General features: G+C 70.0%; 23 protein-coding genes and 1 tRNA gene. 13 read left to right on the forward strand and 11 right to left on the reverse strand.

Annotated elements, in window-relative coordinates; all coding sequences use genetic code 11:
- Positions 1-19: 19 nt before the first annotated feature.
- Positions 20-93: transfer RNA gene (locus H516_RS0112335), tRNA-Leu, on the forward strand.
- Between the two features lie 99 nt (positions 94-192).
- Here the strand turns inward: H516_RS0112335 and H516_RS22175 are convergent.
- On the reverse strand, positions 193-396 hold the full coding sequence (locus H516_RS22175; protein ID WP_157432247.1) for a hypothetical protein: 204 nt from the start codon (positions 394-396) through the stop codon (positions 193-195).
- Between the two features lie 63 nt (positions 397-459).
- Complete coding sequence (locus tag H516_RS0112345; RefSeq protein WP_022890023.1) at positions 460-825, reverse strand: hypothetical protein; 366 nt, start codon at positions 823-825, stop codon at positions 460-462.
- Between the two features lie 21 nt (positions 826-846).
- Here H516_RS0112345 and H516_RS22180 point away from each other — a divergent pair, with 21 nt between their 5' ends.
- Complete coding sequence (locus tag H516_RS22180) at positions 847-1,272, forward strand: PIN domain-containing protein (protein ID WP_022890024.1); 426 nt, start codon at positions 847-849, stop codon at positions 1,270-1,272.
- A gap of 175 nt (positions 1,273-1,447) precedes the next feature.
- Here the strand turns inward: H516_RS22180 and H516_RS21810 are convergent, their stop codons facing one another.
- Together H516_RS21810 and H516_RS0112365 are read right to left on the reverse strand one after the other, a co-directional pair.
- On the reverse strand, positions 1,448-1,819 hold the full coding sequence (locus tag H516_RS21810) for a Ppx/GppA phosphatase family protein (RefSeq protein WP_022890025.1): 372 nt from the start codon (positions 1,817-1,819) through the stop codon (positions 1,448-1,450).
- Positions 1,820-1,979: 160 nt separating this feature from the next.
- The gene (locus tag H516_RS0112365) at positions 1,980-2,906 is read right to left on the reverse strand and encodes a Ppx/GppA phosphatase family protein (protein WP_022890026.1); all 927 of its coding nucleotides are present in this window, start codon (positions 2,904-2,906) and stop codon (positions 1,980-1,982) included.
- Positions 2,907-3,016: 110 nt separating this feature from the next.
- On the opposite strand from H516_RS0112365, the gene H516_RS19940 reads away from it, so the two are divergent.
- Genes H516_RS19940 through H516_RS0112385 form a run of 4 tightly spaced genes read left to right on the forward strand, consistent with a single transcriptional unit; the run spans position 3,017 to position 7,459 of the window.
- Positions 3,017-3,613, forward strand: coding sequence for a TetR/AcrR family transcriptional regulator (locus tag H516_RS19940; protein ID WP_169513523.1), 597 nt, complete (start codon positions 3,017-3,019; stop codon positions 3,611-3,613).
- Positions 3,610-4,884 carry an MFS transporter gene (locus H516_RS0112375; protein ID WP_022890028.1) on the forward strand — a complete coding sequence of 425 codons (1,275 nt, stop codon included), beginning with the start codon at positions 3,610-3,612 and terminating at the stop codon, positions 4,882-4,884. Before H516_RS19940 ends, H516_RS0112375 begins: the two co-directional genes overlap by 4 nt.
- Positions 4,884-6,134 carry an alanine racemase gene (locus H516_RS0112380; protein WP_022890029.1) on the forward strand — a complete coding sequence of 417 codons (1,251 nt, stop codon included), beginning with the start codon at positions 4,884-4,886 and terminating at the stop codon, positions 6,132-6,134. Before H516_RS0112375 ends, H516_RS0112380 begins: the two co-directional genes overlap by 1 nt.
- Complete coding sequence (locus H516_RS0112385) at positions 6,131-7,459, forward strand: D-arabinono-1,4-lactone oxidase (RefSeq protein ID WP_022890030.1); 1,329 nt, start codon at positions 6,131-6,133, stop codon at positions 7,457-7,459. The genes H516_RS0112380 and H516_RS0112385 overlap by 4 nt, the downstream gene beginning before the upstream one ends.
- A gap of 44 nt (positions 7,460-7,503) precedes the next feature.
- Here the strand turns inward: H516_RS0112385 and H516_RS0112390 are convergent, their stop codons facing one another.
- From H516_RS0112390 to H516_RS0112400, 3 genes are read right to left on the reverse strand one after another with little or no spacing between them, the layout of a single operon-like run.
- Positions 7,504-8,238, reverse strand: a complete 735-nt coding sequence (locus H516_RS0112390; protein WP_022890031.1) for an ABC transporter permease — start codon at positions 8,236-8,238, stop codon at positions 7,504-7,506.
- The gene (locus tag H516_RS0112395) at positions 8,235-9,101 is read right to left on the reverse strand and encodes an ABC transporter ATP-binding protein (protein ID WP_425393477.1); all 867 of its coding nucleotides are present in this window, start codon (positions 9,099-9,101) and stop codon (positions 8,235-8,237) included. The genes H516_RS0112390 and H516_RS0112395 overlap by 4 nt, the downstream gene beginning before the upstream one ends.
- The gene (locus H516_RS0112400) at positions 9,068-9,637 is read right to left on the reverse strand and encodes a TetR/AcrR family transcriptional regulator (protein ID WP_026378722.1); all 570 of its coding nucleotides are present in this window, start codon (positions 9,635-9,637) and stop codon (positions 9,068-9,070) included. Before H516_RS0112400 ends, H516_RS0112395 begins: the two co-directional genes overlap by 34 nt.
- Before the next feature lie 193 nt (positions 9,638-9,830).
- On the opposite strand from H516_RS0112400, the gene H516_RS0112405 reads away from it, so the two are divergent.
- Together H516_RS0112405 and H516_RS0112410 are read left to right on the forward strand one after the other, a co-directional pair.
- Entirely contained in the window at positions 9,831-10,397 is a 567-nt protein-coding gene (locus H516_RS0112405) for a LemA family protein (RefSeq protein ID WP_022890034.1), read from the forward strand.
- Positions 10,398-10,470: 73 nt separating this feature from the next.
- On the forward strand, positions 10,471-11,346 hold the full coding sequence (locus tag H516_RS0112410) for a M48 family metalloprotease (RefSeq protein WP_026378723.1): 876 nt from the start codon (positions 10,471-10,473) through the stop codon (positions 11,344-11,346).
- An 18-nt stretch (positions 11,347-11,364) separates the two neighbouring features.
- On the opposite strand, the gene H516_RS0112415 is transcribed toward H516_RS0112410, so the two are convergent.
- Complete coding sequence (locus tag H516_RS0112415) at positions 11,365-12,579, reverse strand: winged helix-turn-helix domain-containing protein (RefSeq protein WP_022890036.1); 1,215 nt, start codon at positions 12,577-12,579, stop codon at positions 11,365-11,367.
- Between the two features lie 101 nt (positions 12,580-12,680).
- Here H516_RS0112415 and H516_RS19945 point away from each other — a divergent pair, with 101 nt between their 5' ends.
- Positions 12,681-13,925: an AI-2E family transporter gene (locus tag H516_RS19945; protein ID WP_022890037.1), complete on the forward strand. Its 1,245-nt coding sequence runs from the start codon at positions 12,681-12,683 to the stop codon at positions 13,923-13,925.
- Positions 13,922-15,160, forward strand: coding sequence for a threonine ammonia-lyase (gene ilvA / locus H516_RS0112425; protein WP_022890038.1), 1,239 nt, complete (start codon positions 13,922-13,924; stop codon positions 15,158-15,160). Before H516_RS19945 ends, ilvA begins: the two co-directional genes overlap by 4 nt.
- Before the next feature lie 92 nt (positions 15,161-15,252).
- Here ilvA and greA read toward each other — a convergent pair whose 3' ends face one another.
- A complete protein-coding gene (gene greA, locus H516_RS0112430; RefSeq protein WP_022890039.1) occupies positions 15,253-15,744 on the reverse strand; it encodes a transcription elongation factor GreA in 492 nt (163 codons plus the stop codon).
- A 95-nt stretch (positions 15,745-15,839) separates the two neighbouring features.
- Positions 15,840-16,262 (reverse strand): DUF4307 domain-containing protein, encoded by a 423-nt coding sequence (locus H516_RS19950; RefSeq protein WP_022890040.1) that lies wholly within the window; start codon positions 16,260-16,262, stop codon positions 15,840-15,842.
- An 88-nt stretch (positions 16,263-16,350) separates the two neighbouring features.
- Between H516_RS19950 and H516_RS19955 the strand changes: the two genes are divergently transcribed.
- The gene (locus H516_RS19955; protein WP_022890041.1) at positions 16,351-16,680 is read left to right on the forward strand and encodes a hypothetical protein; all 330 of its coding nucleotides are present in this window, start codon (positions 16,351-16,353) and stop codon (positions 16,678-16,680) included.
- 3 nt (positions 16,681-16,683) lie between these two features.
- Here the strand turns inward: H516_RS19955 and trhA are convergent, their stop codons facing one another.
- Positions 16,684-17,487 carry a PAQR family membrane homeostasis protein TrhA gene (trhA, locus tag H516_RS0112445; RefSeq protein ID WP_022890042.1) on the reverse strand — a complete coding sequence of 268 codons (804 nt, stop codon included), beginning with the start codon at positions 17,485-17,487 and terminating at the stop codon, positions 16,684-16,686.
- Between the two features lie 75 nt (positions 17,488-17,562).
- Here trhA and H516_RS0112450 point away from each other — a divergent pair, with 75 nt between their 5' ends.
- Positions 17,563-18,348: an isoprenyl transferase gene (locus H516_RS0112450; RefSeq protein WP_022890043.1), complete on the forward strand. Its 786-nt coding sequence runs from the start codon at positions 17,563-17,565 to the stop codon at positions 18,346-18,348.
- A gap of 79 nt (positions 18,349-18,427) precedes the next feature.
- On the forward strand, positions 18,428-19,546 hold the full coding sequence (locus tag H516_RS0112455; protein WP_022890044.1) for an aminotransferase class V-fold PLP-dependent enzyme: 1,119 nt from the start codon (positions 18,428-18,430) through the stop codon (positions 19,544-19,546).
- Positions 19,547-19,782 lie beyond the last annotated feature (236 nt).

A 19,782-nucleotide genomic window follows, 5' to 3' on the forward strand; every position in this document is an offset into this window, starting at 1 on the left:
CACTTCTCGGGGAGCGCACGCTCCCGTAGCCCAATCGGCAGAGGCAGGCGGCTTAAACCCGCTCAAGTCTGGGTTCGAGTCCCAGCGGGAGCACTGGTGCGGGCAGGCGGCGCTGTGCACGGCGTCGGATCGGAAGCGATATTGCCGGGCGTGCACAACCGACACGCCCGACGATTTGGTCGGCATGCCGCTTCAGCGCTGCTTCAATGCCGACATGGAAGCGGGCAAGGGGAGGCGAACCGGGATCGGCTGGAAGATCGGCTCGACGTTCGTAGTTGCAGGGCTGCTGTCGGTGACTGCCGGCATGCCCAGCGCGACGGCCGCGACGACGTCGATTTCTGGGACGGAGTCATGCGGCACAGGATATGTGGTGTACGTGCATGCATCGACGAACATCACTGGATCGGTGAAGTTCTACACAGGCGGGGTTCATCGCTATACGTCGTCCGCGGGTCGCACTCACTTCTGGAAGTCGGGCAGTCGAACGGCAACGTGGAAGGTTACAGCGTCCGACCTCAGCACGGCGTACTCGGGGTGCATGCTCGCACAGCAGACCCTCATCTCCTCGTGAACGAGAGTGGGGAACACGACCCTCGGCGTGTCGAAGAGGAGGTTCTGCGCATCCTCTCTGCAGTCCCAGTCCGCGCGTCGACGGTGATTTCGCATCGCGGGTTCGTCGAACGCTTGGCTGCCGTGCTTTCGATCGTCGAGATTCTGGTTGAGGTGGACGAGGACGGAGGCCTCGTCTTCCTCAATGGCGTCGAACCGGAGGATCAACCGCTCGCAGTGGCAATCGAAGATCTGGTCGCGCGTCGCTTCGGCCAAGCGCGGTGATCAGCGGTAGCGATGGGCGACGCGGAAGCGACCAGGCACGCGATCGACGCGGTGACGGCACTGCGGCTCATCCGTGAGGGGCGCAATGCCGAGGTGCGACATCCGTTCGTCGCACCGTCGCTCATCCGCAGCCATGCGATGGCGATGCTCTATCGCGAGGTGCGCGAAGGTCGCCTCGACGAGCGGGACGCGCGCACCAGTCTCGAGGGGCTGGCGTCGCTCCGCATGCGGCTGCTCAGCGATCGCGTCTCCCGAGCGACAGCGTGGCGGTTTGCCCGACAGCTCGATCTCGACGATCCGTCGCTCGCCGAGTATCTCGCGGTCGCCACGCTGCAGGCCGACGTCCTGGTCGCCGGCGACGAGCGGGTCGCCGCCGCCGCGGTAGGCATCGTGCCGCTCGCGGCGTACGCCACGCTCGGCCTCGCTCGAATCGAATGATGTGCAAATGGCCGGCGGGGGAGTAGCTTCGACGCTTCCTCGCGCGCGATGGCCTCGACGAGCGATGGAAGGGATACCTCCATGAACAACATCTGGGACGATGGCCGAGCGCCGGATGCAGGAACAGGCATCGTAACGGCGGCGGTCGCGCACCACGATGCACGGCCGCCGTTCGTCACTCCATCAGGTCGAGGCGACGCAGGATGAGTCCCTCGCGCAACGCCCACGGCGAGACATCCAGTTCGGAGACGCCGAAGGCGCGCATCGCCTCGGAGAGCACCACCGCGCCCGCGACGATCTGGAACGTGCGGTCGGCGGAGATGCCCGGCAGCGCGGGTCGTGCATCCGCGGGGATGCGCGAGCCGGGGAATCCAGTCGTCGAGGCCCTTGCGCCGCAGGATGCTGCGATGGTCGGAGCCGACGCCGTCCTCCGTCCAGCCGGCGAGGCGCGCGAGCGACCGGATCGTCTTCGACGAACCGACGACGTGATCAGGCGCGGCGAGACCCGCGAAGTCGGCGACCGCGCTCGCGAGCACGGCGCGTGCATGTTCGCGCAGCCGATCGACCTGGTCGGGCGAGTGCGGGTCGTCGGGAAGGAAGACCACGGTCGAGCGCCCGGCGCCGAACTGCAGCGACCTGACCACGTCGGGCACCTCGTACGAGGAGCTCGGCGTCATGCGACGCGGATGAGGTGCATCGGCACCGGCTCACTCCATCAGGTCGAGCCTGCGGAGGATGATCCCCTCACGGAGCGCCCACGGCGAGACCTCGAGCTCGCGCACGCCGAAGGCGCGCATCGCCTCGGAGAGGACGACCGCGCCGGCGACGATCTGAAAGGTGCGGTCGGCGGTGATGCCGGGCAGCGCCGGTCGCGCGTCGGCCGGGATCTTCGCGAGCCGGGGCGTCCAGTCGTCGAGGCCGCGGCGCGTGAGGACGTAGCGGTCGTTCGACCCGACGCCCTCCGCGAGGTGGCCGGCGAGCCGTGCGAGCGAACGGATGGTCTTCGAGGAGCCGACGACGTGATCGGGTGCAGGGAGATCGCGGAACGCGCCGACCTCGCCGGTGAGCAGTTCGCGGGCGTGGGCGCGGAGCCGCGCGACCTGTGCTTCGGAGGGCGGGTCGTCGGGCAGGAACTCCACGGTCGACCGCCCGGCACCGAGCGGCACCGACCGCGCGACATCCGGGATCTCGTCGATGCCCTGGGTGAGTTCGAGGGAGCCGCCGCCGATGTCGAAGAGCAGGATGTTGTCGGCGGACCAGCCGTACCAGCGCCGCACGGCGAGGAAGGTCAGGTTCGCCTCGTCCTCGCCGGGGAGCACCTGCAGCTCGACGCCGGTGTCGCGAGCGACGCGGGCGAGCACTTCTTCACCGTTCGCGGCTTCGCGGATCGCCGAGGTCGCGAACGGGAGGAATTCGTCGATATCGGCCTCGGCGGCGGCGGCCGCGGCTGCCGCGACGGCTTCGATGATCGCGGCGACGCCCTCGTCGCTGATGGCGCCGTCGCCGTCGAGGTACCGCATGAGGCGCAGCACCGACTTGTGCGAGGTCGTGGGGATGGGGCGGGCGCCGCGGTGCGCGTCGACGACGAGGAGGTGCACCGTGTTGGAACCGACATCGAGAACACCGAGACGCATGTTGCGAGCGTAGCGGGTGGGTGGGCATGCATGCCGTAGCGTTTTCGTGCATACTGATCCGACTGGGACGTTTGTCCCACTTCGTCGGCATCGCAGTCGAGAGGAGCAATGTGGCCCGGATTCCTGCACCCGAGCGACGCGCCGCGCTCGTGGCCGCCGCGCTCGTCGTCGTCTCCCGCAGGGGCCTCGCCCACGCGACCACCCGCGCGATCGTCGCCGAAGCGGGCATGAGCCTCGCGAGCTTCCACTACGCCTTCGAGTCGCGCGACGAGCTCATCGACGAACTCATCACGACGGTCGTCGCCCGCGAGCAGCAGGCGGTCGCCCCCGAGGAGGTCGAGGGGCTCACGCTGTTCGAGCTCGTCGAGGCGGGCATCCTCCGCTACTTCGAACACCTCAAGGCCGATCCCGAGCACGAGCAGGCGATGCTCGAGCTCACCCAGTACGCGCTGCGCTCGCCCGAGCGCCACCCGCTCGCCGCCGCGCAGTACGCGAAGTACATCGCCCTGGCGGCGCAGTCGCTCGAGCTCGGCGCCGAGCTCGCCGGCGCTCGCTGGACCGTCCCCGTCGAACGCGTCGCGCGCGTGCTCGTCGCCTTCACCGACGGACTCACCCTCACCTGGCTCGTCGATCGCGACGACGCCGCCGCCCGGGCGGTCGCGCATGCGGCCGCCGACGCCCTCACGAGAATGGCCGACACCCGATGACGCGTGCCGACGCCCCCGGCGCCCCGACCACCCCCGCTGCGTTCGCCGAACCGACGCGCCGCATCGGCGCCGGATGGATCGCGTCGTTCGCGACCGTCTGGTTCGGCATCTGGATGGCGCAGCTCACTCCGGTGCAGTTGCTGCTGCCCGCCCAGATCGACGCCGAGCTCCGCCCCGAGCACTGGGTCGACTCGGTCGTCGCGTTCGGCACCATCTCGGGCATCGCGGCGATCGCCACGATCATCGCCTACCCGTTGACCGGCGCACTCTCCGACCGCACGAGCTCGCGGTTCGGCAGGCGGCGGCCGTGGATCCTCATCGGCGCGCTCGTGTTCGCCGCCGCGCTCGTGGCGCTCGGCCTCCAGACCGAGATGTGGGCGATCGGCACCGCGTGGGTCGTGGCATCCGTGGGCTTCTGCATCATGACCGCCGCGTTGACCGCGACGATCTCCGACCAGGTGCCGGTGAACCAGCGCGGTTTCGTGTCGGGGTGGATGTCTGCGCCGCAGGCGGTCGGCATCATCGTCGGGCTCATCCTCGTCACCGAGCTCGTGACCGACGCCACGCTCGGCTACCTCCTGCTCGCGGTCCTCCTGCTCGTGCTCGCCGTGCCGTTCCTCACCCGGCACGACGAGCCGCTCGCGCCGTCACTGCGTACTCCGATGACGCTGCGCACCGTCATCGCCGGGTTCTGGATCAGCCCGAAGAAGTACCCCGACTTCGGTTGGACGCTGCTCAGCCGGGTGCTCGTGTCGACCGGCAACGCGCTCGGCACGAGCCTCCTGCTCTACTTCCTCATGTTCCAGCTGAACGATGCGAACGCCGAGGCCGACCTCATCGTGCTCACGCTCATCTACATGGTGTTCGTGATCATCGCCTCTCTCGTCGGCGGCAGGCTCTCCGACAGGCTCGGGCGCCGCAAGCAGTTCGTCTTCGTCGCCTCGGCGCTGCAGGCGATCGCGGCGCTGCTGCTCGGCCTCTTCCCCGACCTGACCGTCGCGATGATCGCCGCCGGCCTTCTCGGCCTCGGCTACGGCTGCTTCCTCTCGGTCGACCAGGCTCTCGCCACCCAGGTGCTGCCCGATGCGACCTCGCGCGGAAAGGATCTCGGCATAATGAACATCGCCTCGGCCGTGCCGCAGGCCGTCGCTCCGATGATCGGTGCGGCCGCGGTCGTCGTCTCGGGCTCGTTCATGCTCGTGTTCCTGCTCGGTGCGGCGCTCTCGACCGCAGGGGCGTTCGCGGTCGCCCGGGTGCGGAGCGTGCGCTGATGGCCTCGCTCGACCTGAGAATGACCGGCAGCCCCGCGACCGACGCCTCGAGCTGGCGTACGCCCGCCGAACACTGGCCGCGCCTCACCGCGGCGACCGCGCACCTCGACGCCCCCGTCGGCGCCGTTCACCTCGGCGCACTCCGGCACAACGCGCTCGACATGCTGCGGCGGGCGAACGGCACGCCGATCAGGGTGGCGTCGAAGTCGGTCCGGGTGCGCGGCGTCATCGAATCGCTGCTCGCGATGCCCGGCTACGAAGGGGTGCTCGCCTACACCCTCGGCGAGGCGCTCTGGCTGGCCGACACGGTCGACGACATCGTCGTCGGCTACCCGACGGCCGAGCGGGCGAGTCTCACCCGCCTCGCGACCGACCCCGACTTCGCGGCGCGCATCACCCTGATGGTCGACTCGCCCGCGCAGCTCGACTTCATCGATGCGGTGCTGCCCCCCGGCCGGCGCGAGACGATCCGGGTGTGCCTCGAACTCGACGCCTCCTGGGATGTCCCGGTGCTCGGCCACCTCGGGGTGCGGCGTTCTCCCGTGCACGCTCCCGCCGACGCGGGGGCGCTCGCCGCCTACATCGCCCGCCGCCCGGGCTTCGAACTCGTCGGCATGATGTCGTACGAGGCGCAGATCGCGGGGGTCGTGAATCGGCCGGCCGGTCGCCCGGTCGACGGCGCCGTCAACCGCTGGATGCAGTCGTGCTCGATGCCGGAACTCCTCGAGCGTCGGGCCCGCGCGGTCGCGGCGGTGCGGGAGGTCGCACAGCTCGAATTCGTCAACGGCGGCGGCACCGGCTCGCTCGAGCGCACCTCGGCCGATCCCGTGATCACCGAGATCGCCGCGGGCTCGGGGCTGTTCGGCGGTCACCTGTTCGACGGCTACGAGCACTTCACGCCCGCCCCAGCCGCGGCGTTCGCCCTCGATGTGGTGCGTCGCCCGAGCACGGCGCACGCGACGATCCTCGGTGGCGGCTGGGTCGCGTCGGGCCCGCCTGCGCCCGACCGGCTGCCCCGCATCGTCTGGCCCGAGGGGCTCGTCATGGAGCCGCGGGAGATGGCCGGCGAGGTGCAGACTCCGGTGTCGGGGCGCGCGGCGCGCGGCCTGACCGTCGGCGACCGGGTCTGGTTCCGCCACACCAAGTCGGGCGAGCTCGCCGAGCACCTGAACGAGTTCGCCGTCGTCGACGGCGACGAGACCGTGGAGATGATCCCGTCGTATCGGGGAGAGGGGATGGCGTTCCTGTGACCGCGACCGGAGCAACATGGCGCAACTGGAGCCGGACCGAGCAGGTGCGGCCGCTGCGCGTCGAACGACCCGACTCGGCCGAGGCGGTGCAGCGCGCCGTGCAGGCCGCCGCGGCGTCCGGCCTCCGGGTCAAGCCGGTCGGCTCGGGCCACAGTTTCACCGGAATCGCGCTCGCTCCCGATGTGCAACTCGATCTCGCCGACCTCTCGGGCGTCGTCGACGCCGACGCAGCTACGGGCCGGGTGACGCTCCGCGCCGGGACGGCATTGCACGGCCTGCCGGCGCTGCTCGCGCCGTACGGGCTCGCGCTCGCCAACATGGGCGACATCGATCGCCAGACGCTCGCCGGTGCGACCTCGACCGGCACGCACGGCACCGGCTTCGGCTTCGGCGGGCTCGCGACGCAGATCGTCGCCGCGAAGCTCGTCACCGGCACGGGTGAGATCATCACCGTGAGCGAGACCGAGCGTTCGGAGCTGCTGCCCGCCGTACGCCTCGGCCTCGGCGCGCTCGGCGTGCTCGTCGAGGTGACGCTGCAGCTCGTGCCGCGGTACGTGCTCGATGCGGTCGAACGTCCCGAGCCCCTCGCCGAGGTGCTCGACGGCTGGGAGGAGCGGGTACGCGGCGCCGACCACTTCGAGTTCTACTGGCACCCGCACACCGAGCTCGCGATGACGAAGACGAACACGCGGCTGCCGGGCGATGCCGAGCGGCGGCCGCTCGGCCGGTTCTCGCGCTGGCTCGACGACGAACTCGTCGCGAACGGCCTGTTCCGCGCGGCGTGCGCGGTCGGAACGGCCGCGCCCGCCGTCATCCCCGCCTTCGCCCGTCTCGTCGACAAGCTGCAGAGCGGCCGGGAGTTCTCCGACTTCTCGCCGTCGGTGTTCGTGACCAACCGCACGGTGCGCTTCCGCGAGATGGAGTACGCGATTCCGCTCGCCGAGGTGCCCGAGGCCCTGCGCGAGGTCCGCGCGCTCATCGAACGCAAGGGCTGGCGCATCAGCTTCCCGATCGAGGTGCGCGCCGCCGCAGCCGACGACAACTGGCTTTCGACCGCCTACGGTCGCGAGTCGGGCTACATCGCCGTGCACCGGTACTTCCGTGAAGACCAGCGCGAGTACTTCGCCGCCGTCGAAGACCTCATGCGCGCCCGCGGCGGGCGCCCGCACTGGGGCAAGATGCACACGCAGACCGCCGAGACTCTGCGCGAGGTGTACCCGCGCTTCGACGACTTCCTCGCCGTCCGCGACGAGCTCGACCCGGAGCGGCGCTTCCAGAACCCCTATCTCGATCGCGTGCTCGGCGGGGTCCACGCGCGAGTCTGAACCGTCGAACGGCGGACGCTCGACGGCATCGCCGTTCGTCGGTCTCAGGCGGTGCGCCGGCGCAACGTGATCGACCCGAGCACGATCGAGCCGACGACCCACGCCCCGATCACGACCAGCTTCGCCACGATCCACTCGGACGACTCGCTGTCGGTCGCGACCGCCTGCAGCGCATCGATCGCGAAGCTCAGCGGCAACCACTCGCTGATCGCCTCGAGCGCCGCGGGAAGCTGATCGCGGGGGATGAAGATACCGCCGAGCAGGATCTGCGGGAACACGAGCAGCGGCATGAACTGCACCACCTGGAACTCGGTACGGGCGAATGCGCTCGCGAGCAGGCCGAGCGCCGTGCCGAGCAATGCGTCGGCGACCGCGACCGCGAACAGCAGCCAGATCGAGCCCTCGATCTCGAGGCCGCACACCCAGACGGCGAACGACACGGCGATCGCCGTCTGCGCGACCGCGAGCATGCCGAAGGCCAGCGCATAGCCGAGGATGAAGTCGCCCTTGCCCATCGGCATCGACAGGAGCCGCTCGAGGGTGCCGCTGCGGCGTTCGCGCAGGGTCGCGATGCTCGTGACGAGGAACATCACGATGAACGGGAACAGCGCGATCATCGCCGGGCCGATGTCGCCGAACACGTCGGTGTCGACGAAGATCCACGCGACGAGCCCGATCAGGAGGCTCGGCACGACGAGGAGGAGCCCGATCGTGCGCGGGTCGTGCCTGATCTGCGCGAGTACGCGACCGGCGGTTGCGAAGGTGCGCGCGAGTGTCATCGGGATGCCTCCTCGTCGGCGTCGCGCGGACGCAGGTCGGCTTCGCCGCGCTCGATGAGCCGCAGGAAGGCGGTCTCGACGTCATCGGTCCCGGTCACCCCGAGCACTCCGTGCACGGTGTCGTCGGCGAGCAGCGCGCCGTCGCGCATGAGGAGCAGCCGGTCGCAGCGCTTGGCCTCGTCCATGACATGGCTCGAGACGAGCAGGGTGGTGCCGTCGGCGGCGAGGGCGCGGAACATGTTCCAGAGCTCGACGCGCAGCACCGGGTCGAGACCGACCGTCGGCTCGTCGAGCACGAGCAGCTCGGGGGAGCCGAGCAGTGCCGCCGCGAGCGATACCCGACTGCGCTGGCCGCCCGAGAGCGTGCCCGCGAGCCGGTGCTCGACCGTGCCGAGGTCGGTGCGTTCGATCACCCGGGCCACATCGGAGGCGGGTGCGCCGAGGATTCGGCGGAAGTACACGAGGTTCTGGCGCACGCTGAGGTCGTCGTAGACGCTCGCCTGCTGCGTGACGTAGCCGACCCGTCGGCGGAGCTCGGGGGAACCGGCGGGCCTGCCGAGCACCTCGATCGTGCCCGACTTCACGAGCTGCACGCCGACGATCGACCGCATGAGCGTCGTCTTGCCGCTGCCGCTCGGGCCGAGCAGACCCACGATCATGCCGCTCGGCACGGCGAGCGAGAGCCCCTCGAGGACGGGGGTGCCGCCACGGTGCACGTGCAGGTCCTGCGTGATGATCGCCGCCGGCGCGGTCGGCGCGGCCGGCGCGTGCTGCGGGACATCCGAGCTATTCATCATGCGCCGAATACTTCGCCTCGGGCGGCGCGCTGTCAAGCCCCCGGCGGACGCCCGGTCAGGTGCCATTGCACCGCGGGCCCGACCCGCGTGACGAGCTCATCGACGGCGAGGGAGGCGAGCGGCTCGAACTCGAGCACGTACCGCACCATGATGACGCCGACGAGCTGCGACGCCGCGAGCTCGGCACGCACCTCCGCGTCGGTCGGGTCGTCGCGGTCGTCGAGGCGCACGGCGATGCGGAGCATGATCTCGCGGCGCAGGAACTCGCGCAGCATCCTGGCGACCGGGCCCTGACCGATCGCCGAACGCAGCGCGGCGACCGCCGCGGGACGCACCGCGGGCGCATCCCAGGCGGTGAGCACGGCGCGCACCAGCCGTTCACCGAGCTCGTCGAGCGGTCCGTCGAGCGCAGTGCCGACCAGCCGGTCGGGCCGGAGGGGGACCTCGACGACCTCGGCCACGAGCCGCTGCTTGTCGTCGAAGTAGTGGTGAACGAGGGCGGGGTCGACGCCCGCCCGACGGGCGATCGCCCGTATCGAGGCCGCCTCGTAGCCGCGCTCGCCGAACTCGGCCGTCGCCGCCGCGAGAATCCGCGCCCGCATATCGCCGGGCTTCGCACCGCGAGGGCGACCGGGACCCCTCGGTCTGGAACGCTCCGCCACAGTCTGAGCCTAGCCCCGGAGGTTCCGCCGGAGTTCCTTCGAGTCTCATGGGAACGGCCGTCGCTTCGAGGCGGCGTCGGTAGGATTGCAGAGCCCCGAGATCCCGGAGCCGAATGCACTAGGAGTCCGCGCCATGGAATGGCTGATCCCCGTCCTCATCGTCGTCGCACTCGTGCTGATCATCGGCATCTACCTCTGGGCCACGTATAACTCGCTCGTCACGCTCAACGTGCGCGTCGACGAGGCGTGGAGCGACATCACGGTGCAGCTGAAGCGCCGTGCCGACCTGATCCCGAACCTCATCGAGGCGGTCAAGGGGTATGCCGCGCATGAGAAGAACGTCTTCGAGTCGGTGACCCAGGCGCGCGCCGAAACGCTGCAGGCACAGGGCCCCGCCGAGGCCGGTGCAGCCGAGAACCACATGCAGCAGGCGCTGAAATCGATCTTCGCCGTCGCCGAGGCGTACCCGCAGTTGCAGGCCAGCCAGAACTTCCTGCAGCTGCAGTCCGAGCTCGTCGACACCGAAGACAAGATCCAGGCGTCGCGCCGGTTCTACAACGGCGGTGTGCGCGAGCTCAACACCAAGATCAAGGTGTTCCCGAACACGCTGTTCGTGCGCGGCCTCGGCTTCCATGAGCGCGACTTCTTCGAGGTCACCGAGCCGGCGGCGATCGCCGAGCCGCCGCGCGTCCAGTTTTGATGACGGCGAAGCCGGCAGCAAGGTCGAGTAGCGCCGCGCGCAGCGCGACGCGCATCGAGACCCGAGGTCGATGATGTACCGCGCGATCGCGAAGAACAAGCGCAACACCGTCTTCATCATCCTGTTCTTCCTCGCCGTCATCGGGGGCCTCGGCTGGCTGGCGGCCACCATCTACCAAGATCTGACGATCGTCGTCGTGACGCTCGTCGTGGCCATCGGCTACGCGCTCATCCAGTACTTCACCGCCGACCGGCAGGCGCTGTCGATGTCGGGCGCGGTCGAGATCACCTCGAAGGCCGAGCACCCGCGGCTCTGGCGCACGGTCGAGAACCTCTCGATCACCACGGGAACGCCGATGCCGCGCGTCTACGTCATCTCCGACCCGGCGCCGAACGCCTTCGCGACCGGGCGCGACCCCGAGCACGCCGTCGTCGCAGCGACCACCGGGCTCCTCGAGATCATGGACGACGCCGAACTCGAGGGCGTCATGGCGCATGAGCTCGGCCACGTGCGCAACTACGACATCCGCCTGTCGATGATCGTGTTCGGGCTCGTGGTGGCCGTCGGCTTCATCTCCGACATGCTCGTGCGCATGGCGTTCTTCGGGAGGAACAACAACAACGGCAACCCGGTCGTCATGATCTTCGGTCTCGTCGCGATGCTCATCGCACCGCTCGTCGCGAGCATGGTGCAGCTCGCCGTGTCGCGTCAACGCGAATACCTGGCGGATGCCACGGGCGCGATGACCACCCGCCACCCCGACGCGCTCGCCCGCGCGCTCGCCAAGCTCGACGCGTACGGGCGGCCGATGAAACGGCAGAACTCGTCGATGGCCCACCTCTGGATCGCCGACCCGCTGAAGCCCGGTGTCATGGACCGCCTCTTCGCGACCCACCCGCCGATCGCCGACCGCATCGCGCGCCTCGAGAAGATGGGCGGGAGCTTCTAGGCCGCGACGTTCGGGGCATCAGGCGGCCGCGGCGACGAGCTCGCTCTCGAGGGCGGCGGAGAGGTCGCCGCGTCCGGCGACGACGACGTCGTCGAGCCCCTGCCACGTCGCGGCACGGCGGAGCACCGGCACGAGCCGTGCGGCCGTCTCGGCGGGAGCCCCGGGCTCGGACCAGGCCGACTGCACTCGCAGGGTGCGCGCCCTGCGGTCGCTCTTGAGGTCGACGCGTGCGACGACCCGATCGTCGACGAGCACGGGCAGCGAGTAGTAGCCGAACTTGCGATCGGGCTCTGGCGTGTAGATCTCGATGCGGTAGTGGAAGTCGAAGAGCCGCTCGGTGCGCGGCCGGAACCACACGACGGGGTCGAACGGCGAAAGCAGGGCGAGCTGCTCGATGCGGCGCGGCCGGTGCGCATCACGGTGGAGCCAGGTCGGTGTCGGACGCGAACCCGTCTGCCAGCCGGGCACCTCGACCGGCAGCAGCACGCCCGCGTCGACCAGTTCGGCGATCGCATTGCGTACCGGTGCCCGCTTCATGCGCCAGTAGTCGGCGAGGTCGGCCTCGGTCGCGATGCCCTGCGCCGCGGCGGCGCGCGCGACGAGTTCGCGCACCGCGTCGGCCTCGGACGGGCCGGAGCCCAGGAGCTCGGCGGGCAGGGCCTGCTCGGGCAGGGCGTAGACCCGCTCGAAACGCACCCGGTCGACGCAGATGACGTCGCCCGTTCGGAACATCATCTCGAGCGTGCGCTTGACGTCGGACCACCCCCACCACGGGCCGCGCCGCTCGTTCGCGTCGTGCTCGATCTCACTCGCCCGCATGGGGCCGTTCGCGGCGAGCTCGGCGCGCAGCCACACCGCGAGGTCGCGTTGCTCGGCGACCCAGCCGCCCCAATCGCTGCCCGAACGTCGATACTCGTCGCGGCGGAACGCGAACAGCGGCCACAGCTCTCGCGGGATGTACGCGGCCTGGTGCGCCCAGTACTCGACCATGCGCCCTTTCGGGCCCGAGGTGATGCGGTCGAGCCCCCCCCGGTCGTAGTGGCCGACGCGGCTGAAGGCAGGGAGGTAGTGGCTGCGCTCGAACACGTTGACCGAGTCGATCTGTAGGAGACCCAAGCGGTCGATCACCCCGTTCAGGGCGCGTGTTCCGGCGGCCTCGGGGTGCGGGCGGGCGAAACCCTGCGCAGCGAGCGCGATGCGGCGGGCGAGAGCGGGACTGACGACGTCGACCATGATGCATCCGACGCTACTGCCGACGACCGACACGGAGTGCGCCGTTCACGGCCGCCTCGCGACATGCCGAGGCATGCATACGCGGTGCCTAGACTGGACGAATGGCGGACTCGACTGGTGGGGCGGGGCAGCGCGGCCGATGGTCGCGACGATGGGCCGGACGAGCGGCCGAGGGGTCGCGGAGGCCGGCCGAACCCGTGCGCGATCCGGTCGACTCCATCCCGTTCGGCATGCGGATCGCGGGGGCCTGGTCGTGGCGGCTCCTCCTCGTCGGCGGCGTACTCGCGGTCGTGGTCTTCCTCATCATCCAGCTCCGGCTGATCGTGATCCCGATTCTCGTCGCGGTGCTCCTGAGCGCGCTCCTGGTGCCGTTCTCCGCGTTCCTCCAGCGGCACCGATGGCCCAAATGGCTCGCGGTCGCGGTCGCGATGCTCTCGGCACTCGCGGTCGTCGGGGGTCTGCTCACGCTCGGCATCTGGCAGATCGCCCGCGGTGCCGACGAACTCGCGGCGCAGTCCCTCGTCGCCTGGGATGCGTTCCGAGTATGGCTCCTCGAGGGGCCGCTGCACCTCACCGAGGCGCAGCTCAACGACTGGGTCGCACAGGCGGTCACGGCGGTCCAGCAGGACATGGGCCTCATCTGGAGCGGCGCGCTCTCGCTCGGTTCGAGCCTCGGACACTTCCTCGCGGGCATGCTGCTCGCGCTCTTCGCGACCCTGTTCATGCTCATCGACGGCCGTGGCATCTGGAACTGGATCATCGGCATCTTCCCGAGGCGTGCCCGCACCGCCGTCGACGGCGCGGGCAGCGCCGGCTGGACCACGCTTCAGAACTTCGTCAAGGTGCAGATCCTCGTCGCGACGATCGACGCCGTCGGCATCGGCCTGGGCGCCTTCCTGCTCGGACTGCCACTCGCCGTGCCCATCGCGATCCTCGTCTTCCTCGGCTCCTTCATCCCGATCGTCGGTGCCGTGGCCACCGGGGCGCTCGCCGTGTTCGTCGCCCTCGTCTACAACGGGCTCTGGCCCGCGGTGATCATGCTCGGCATCGTGCTGCTCGTGCAGCAGGTCGAGGGGCACGTGCTTCAGCCGCTCATCATGGGCACCGCGGTGAAGGTGCACCCGCTCGGCGTCGTCGTCGCGGTGGCCACGGGGTCGTTGCTCGCCGGCATCCCCGGCGCGCTCTTCGCCGTGCCGGTGGCCGCGGTGGTGAACGTCATGATCCTCTACGTCTCGAGCGGTGCGTGGAAGGACGACGCGCCACCGCCGACCGCCGATGTGCGATCGCCGCTCTGGCGCACCGTGCCGCAGCGACCCGGATTCCAGCGAGGAGAATCGACAAGTTGAGCACCACCGTCGCGGGGCCCACCCTCGCCGAGTTCCACGACGCGCGCGAGGTCGTCGCGCGCGTCGCACGGCAGACCCCGATGGAGTCCTCGCGATACCTCGAGCGGCTGTTCGGCGCCCCGGTTCGCCTCAAGTGCGAGAATCTGCAGCGCACCGGTTCGTACAAGCTGCGCGGTGCCTACAACCGGCTCGCCTCGCTCTCCGCCGACGAGCGGGCGCGCGGTGTGGTCGCGGCGTCGGCGGGCAACCACGCGCAGGGCGTCGCCTATGCGGCGCGCGAGCTCGGCATCCGCGCCACGATCTTCATGCCGGTCGGCGTCGCCCTGCCGAAACTCGAGGCGACGCGCGCCTACGGCGCCGACGTCATGCTCGCCGGCGCCTCGATCGGCGAGACGCTCGATGCGGCCGCCGCCTTCGCCGACGAGACCGGCGCGGTCATCATCCCGCCGTTCGACCATCACGACGTCGTCGCCGGTCAGGGCACGCTCGGTCTCGAGATCCTGGAGCAGGCGCCCGACGCGACGACCATCGTGGTGCCGATCGGCGGAGGCGGGCTCGCGGCGGGCATCGCGAGCGCCGTCAAGCAGCAGGCCGCGGCCGAGGGGCGCACGATCCGAGTGATCGGCGTGCAGGCGGCGAACGCCGCTCCGTACGTCGCCTCGCTCGCGGCCGGATCGCCGCAGCAGGTTCCCGTCGTTCCGACGATCGCCGACGGCATCGCGGTGTACCGCCCCGGCGCCTTGAACTTCGAGATCATCCGCGACACGATCGACGAGATCGTCACCGTCGGAGAAGACGACATCGCCCGGGCGCTGCTCGTGCTGCTCGAACGGGCGAAGCTCGTCGTCGAACCGGCGGGTGCGGTCGCCGTCGCCGCGATCATGACGGGCGCCGTGCCGAACGACGGGCCGGCGGTCGCCGTGCTCTCGGGCGGCAACATCGACCCCCTGCTCGTTCAGCGCGTGATCGCACACGGCCTCGCCGCATCGGGCCGCTACCTCACGGTGCGGATGGGCCTGCCCGATCGCCCGGGCCAGCTCGTGCGTGTCGCAGAACTCGTCGCGGGGACGCACGCGAACGTCGTCGAGGTGATGCACACCCGCCACGGGCGCGGCATGCAGATCTCCGAGGTCGAGATCGACATCTCGGTCGAGACGCGCGGCCCCGAGCATCGCACCGAGGTCGTCGAGGTGCTCCGGCGCGCGGGCTACTCGCCCGTCGTGCTCGACGACTGAGCAGTATCCCGCAGCCCGTGACGAGGCGGCGAGAGAGCGACGAAGAGCGGATGCCGGTGGCATCCGCTCTCGTGTGCTTGCTGCCGGAGCGCCTACTGGCCGCCCCAGGTGTCGACGGCGGTGATCTCGACGGCGATCTCGCGGCCGTTCGGCGCGGTGTAGCTCGTCTTCGCGCCGACCGCGAGGCCGAGGATCGCGGCGCCGAGCGGCGACTGCTCGCTCCACACGTCGAGCTCGGAGTCGCCCGCGATCTCGCGGCTGCCGATGAGGAAGCTCTCTTCGTCGCCGGCGATGATCGCCGTGATGACGGTGCCCGACTCGACGATGCCCTTCGACGCGGGGGCCTCGCCGACCTCGGCGGTCTTCAGGAGCTCCTTGAGCTGCCGGATGCGGGCCTCGATCTTGCCCTGTTCGTCCTTCGCGGCGTGGTAGCCGCCGTTCTCCTTGAGGTCGCCCTCCTCGCGTGCCGCCTCGATGCGCTTCGCGATCTCCTCACGACCGGTGGTCGAGAGCTGCTCGAGTTCCGCCGCGAGGCGGTCGTGGGCCTCCTGGGTGAGCCAGGTGACGGTGGCGTCCTGCGCCATGATGCACACTCCTGTGTAGGGGACAGCCCGTTTCGGGGATGGGCACGCCGGATAGACGTGTCGCCCCGAACCACGTTCAGGGCGAATGCCCCATGTTAGGTGAGCCAGCAGTTGTAAATCAAACCAGTGTTCGCCTCCTGGGCGGTGCGGACGGTCTCGGTGAGGGCGCGGATGTGCTGGTCGGAGGCCGGAACCTCGATGACCTTCCAGCCCACGACGGTGAAGTCCTCGTTCAGCGCCTGCACGATGCAGGCGGTCTCGTTGCCGGGCGGCACCGAGAGGTTCCAGCTCACCTCGACCGAGCGCTCCTCGTTCATGAGGCGGTGGCCGGTGTCGGTCACCTCGAGTTGCGGCTTCTGCCCGTCGAGGCCGGCCCAGACGACCCACGCGACGAGCACCACGGCGAAGGCGATCGCACCGCCGACGAGAAGGAATCGGTCGCGGGAGCGGTGACGGCGGGTACGCCCGTACCGGTCGTCGAGTTGAGCGCTCGCCGGCGCGTCGGTCTGGGTGGGCACCCGGGCTCCTTCGAAGGTGGATCGACTAGGCTGCTTCAAGCCTAACGCCGCCCCATGAAGACCGTGTCCGTCCTTGAAAGGCTCCCCGATGCTCGTCGACTCCGTCCGTTCTCTGCTGCTCCCGGCGAGCAGCTTCGTCGCCGAGAAGGACGAGTTCGACCCGAACACGGTGACCCCCGGGGTCATGGGCTTCGTCGTGACGTTCCTCGTCATGGTGGCGGTGCTCCTGCTCATCCTCGACATGGTGCGCCGCATCCGTCGCACGAACTACCGGGCGCAGGTGCGCGCCGAACTCGAGGCGGAGGCCGCGGCCGAGGCGGCCGCAGCCTCCGAGGCTGCGTTCGGCGACGCCGACGGCCAGGCGACGGATGCCTCGGGGCGGGCGCCGCGCGACGAGGACGACCCGAATCGGGGCTGAACTTCAGCCGACGTGGTACGCCGGCGCCATGGCGATCAGCAGCGTCGCCGTCCAGTGGCACATGAACGCCAGCACCGTGCAGGTGTGGAAGATCTCGTGGAACCCGAAGACGCCGGGCCACGGGTTCGGTTTCTTGAAGCCGTAGACGATCGCGCCGATCGTGTAGAGCAGGCCGCCGACGATGACGAGCACCATCATCGCGACGTTCGCCGCGAGCAGGTCGCCGAGGTACATGACCGCGGCCCAGCCGAGCAGCAGGTAGAGCGGAACGTACAACCAGCGCGGCGCCGTGATCCAGAACACGCGGAACCCGATGCCGAGGAGCGCCCCGCCCCAGACGATCGAGAGCAGGAGCCAGCCCTTCGCGGGCGGCAGCGCGAGGATCGCGAGCGGCGTGTACGTGCCCGCGATCAGCAGGAAGATGTTGGCGTGGTCGATGCGCTTCAGCACGACCTTCGTCTTCGGCCCCCAGTCGAAGCGGTGGTACAGGGCCGAATTGCCGAACAGCAGCATCGAGGTGAGCACGAACACCGCCGAGGCCCACTTCGCCGGGGCGCCCTCGGCGAGCACGATGAGCACGACGCCGGCGACGATCGTGACCGGGAAGGTCACGGCGTGGATCCAGCCGCGCCACGTCGGCTTGACCTCGTCGGCGTGGCTGAGCGAATCGTCGAGCAGCGGGATGTTCGGCAGATCGGGGCCGTGCTCGTCGCGTGCGATCGCGATGTCGGCCGGGTCGTCGGGAGCGACCGGTCGCGTCAACCCTTCGACGAGGTCGGCGGGTTCGCGGGGTCGTTCGGGGGTCATGGTCACAGCGTAGGGCCTGGCCGATCACGGTCGCCTGTGAGTTCGGCGGCGTCGGCGAAGGGGTAGCGTAGTGCCGTGCAGACGAGCGATCAGCCCCTCGGTCGCGGGATCCTCTACCGGCTCTATCAGAACCGGCTCCGACGCGGACTCGACCCCGCGGCCCTCCCGCGCCACGTCGCGATGATCATCGACGGCAACCGCCGCTGGGCGAAGCAGCTCGGCTTCGAGACGGCCGCGCACGGCCACCGCGCCGGCGCCGCGAAGATGCGCGAGTTCCTCGAGTGGTGCGACGACGCCGGCATCTCGACGGTCACGCTCTACCTGCTCTCGAGCGACAACCTCGGCAACCGTCCGAGCGACGAGCTCGCCGACCTCATCGAGATCATCGCCGAGCTCGCCGAGGAGCTCAGCCACTACCGCGACTGGCGGGTGCAGCACGTCGGCAGCGACACGGGCCTGCCCGAACCGCTCGTCGCCGCGCTCGACGCGGCCGAGCACCGCACGGCCGACAAGCGCGGCCTCCATGTCAACCTCGCGGTCGGCTACGGCGGTCGCAAGGAGATCACCGACGCGATGCGCTCGATCGTCGCCGCGCACCACGCCGAGGGCCGCAGCCTCGACGACCTGGCCGAACGGCTCACGCCCGACCTCATCGGCGAGCACCTCTACACGGGCGGTCAGCCCGACCCCGACCTCGTGATCCGCACCTCGGGCGAGCAGCGTCTCAGCGACTTCATGCTGTGGCAGTCGGCGCACAGCGAGTTCTACTTCGTCGAGGCGCTCGGACCCGACCTCCGCAAGGTCGACTTCCTCCGCGCGCTCCGCGACTACAGCAAACGCCATCGCCGATTCGGCGGGTGACCGGCGGAACTCCGAGCGGCCGGGCTGCGCGGCATCCCCGGTTCTGCAAGGATGTTCGACGGAGAAGGGGGCACATCACGTGACCATCGACGATTTCAACGCCGGATTCACGGAAGAACCCGGCTACCTCGACTACGGCCGGGTGGGTCCGCTCTCGACGGCCGCCGCCGAAGAGGTGCTCGCGTTCACGCAGGTGCTCCAGCGCGCGCGCCACGGCAGCATGGACGCGTTCTCCGAGCAGGACGGACGAGTGCGTGCCGCCGCCGCGGCGGTGACCGGCTTCACCCCCGAGCAGATCGTCTTCGAGCCGAACACCACGACCGGCATCATGCACGCGATGTTCGGGCTCACCGGTGGCGTGCTGCTCTCGGCCGAAGAGTTCCCGAGCCTGCCGATCGGCGCCGTTCGAGCGCAGGAGGCGCTGCACACGGTGCAGCCCGTATGGCTCGAGACCGACCACGGCAAGGTCACGCCCGGCCAGATCCGCGAACAGCTCGAGCAGAACGTCGCGGCCGTCGCGGTGAGCCTCGTCGATTCGCGTACCGGCTACCTCTGCGACATCGAGGGCATCCGCCAGGTGATCGGCGACCGGCTCCTGGTCGTCGACGCGATTCAGGGCTTCGGCGTCGTGGATGCCCCGTGGGAGGCCGCCGACGTCGTCGTCACCGGTGGGCAGAAATGGTGCCGCGCCGGCTGGGGCACAGGCCTGCTCGCGCTCTCCGACCGGGCGCTCGAGCGGCTGACCCCCGTGTTCTCGGGATTCAGCGCAACTGAAGAGGCCGAGCCCTGGGGGCACGTGCCGCCGCCCGCGCCCGACGCCCGGGCCTACCGCATCGCCAACCCCGACCCGCTCGCCCAGGCGCGGCTCGCAGCCGCTCTCGAAGAGATCGCCGAGACGGGCGTCGCCGCGATCAACGCAGCCATGGCCGAGCGGGTGAGCCGCGCGATCGAGCTCGCCGACGAGTACGCGATCGCCGTCGTCTCGTCGCGCGACGAGCAGGAGCGGGCCGGCATGGTCGTGCTCGAGCCGCCGGCCGAGCAGGTCACCCTGCTCACGGCGTCGCTGCACAATCACGGCGTCACCGCGACGACCCGCCTCGGCCAGGTGCGGCTCTCGATCCACTCCGCGACCTCCGACGAGACCTTCGAGATGCTCCGCGCCGCGTTCGTCTCGTACTCGACCGCGGCGAGCTACTAGACGGGCTTCGTTCGCGGTGAACCGCCGGGCGCCGAGACCCTGAACCGGGGCGGTCCCCGTTACCTTCTTCGTGAGCCTTCTCGGCGGCAAGCTGAGGGGCGACGGCCTGCCGGGCCCGGCATGATTACTGCCCCCTGTCGAAGTCATGATCTGGGGGGTGTTGTCACCGGGCCTGGTCTGGCAGTGCGTGATCGCTGATAGGGGCTGGGCCCGGAGACAGATCCGAGGTCATTCGT

This window comes from Agromyces italicus DSM 16388 (assembly GCF_000421545.1).
Lineage (GTDB): Bacteria > Actinomycetota > Actinomycetes > Actinomycetales > Microbacteriaceae > Agromyces > Agromyces italicus.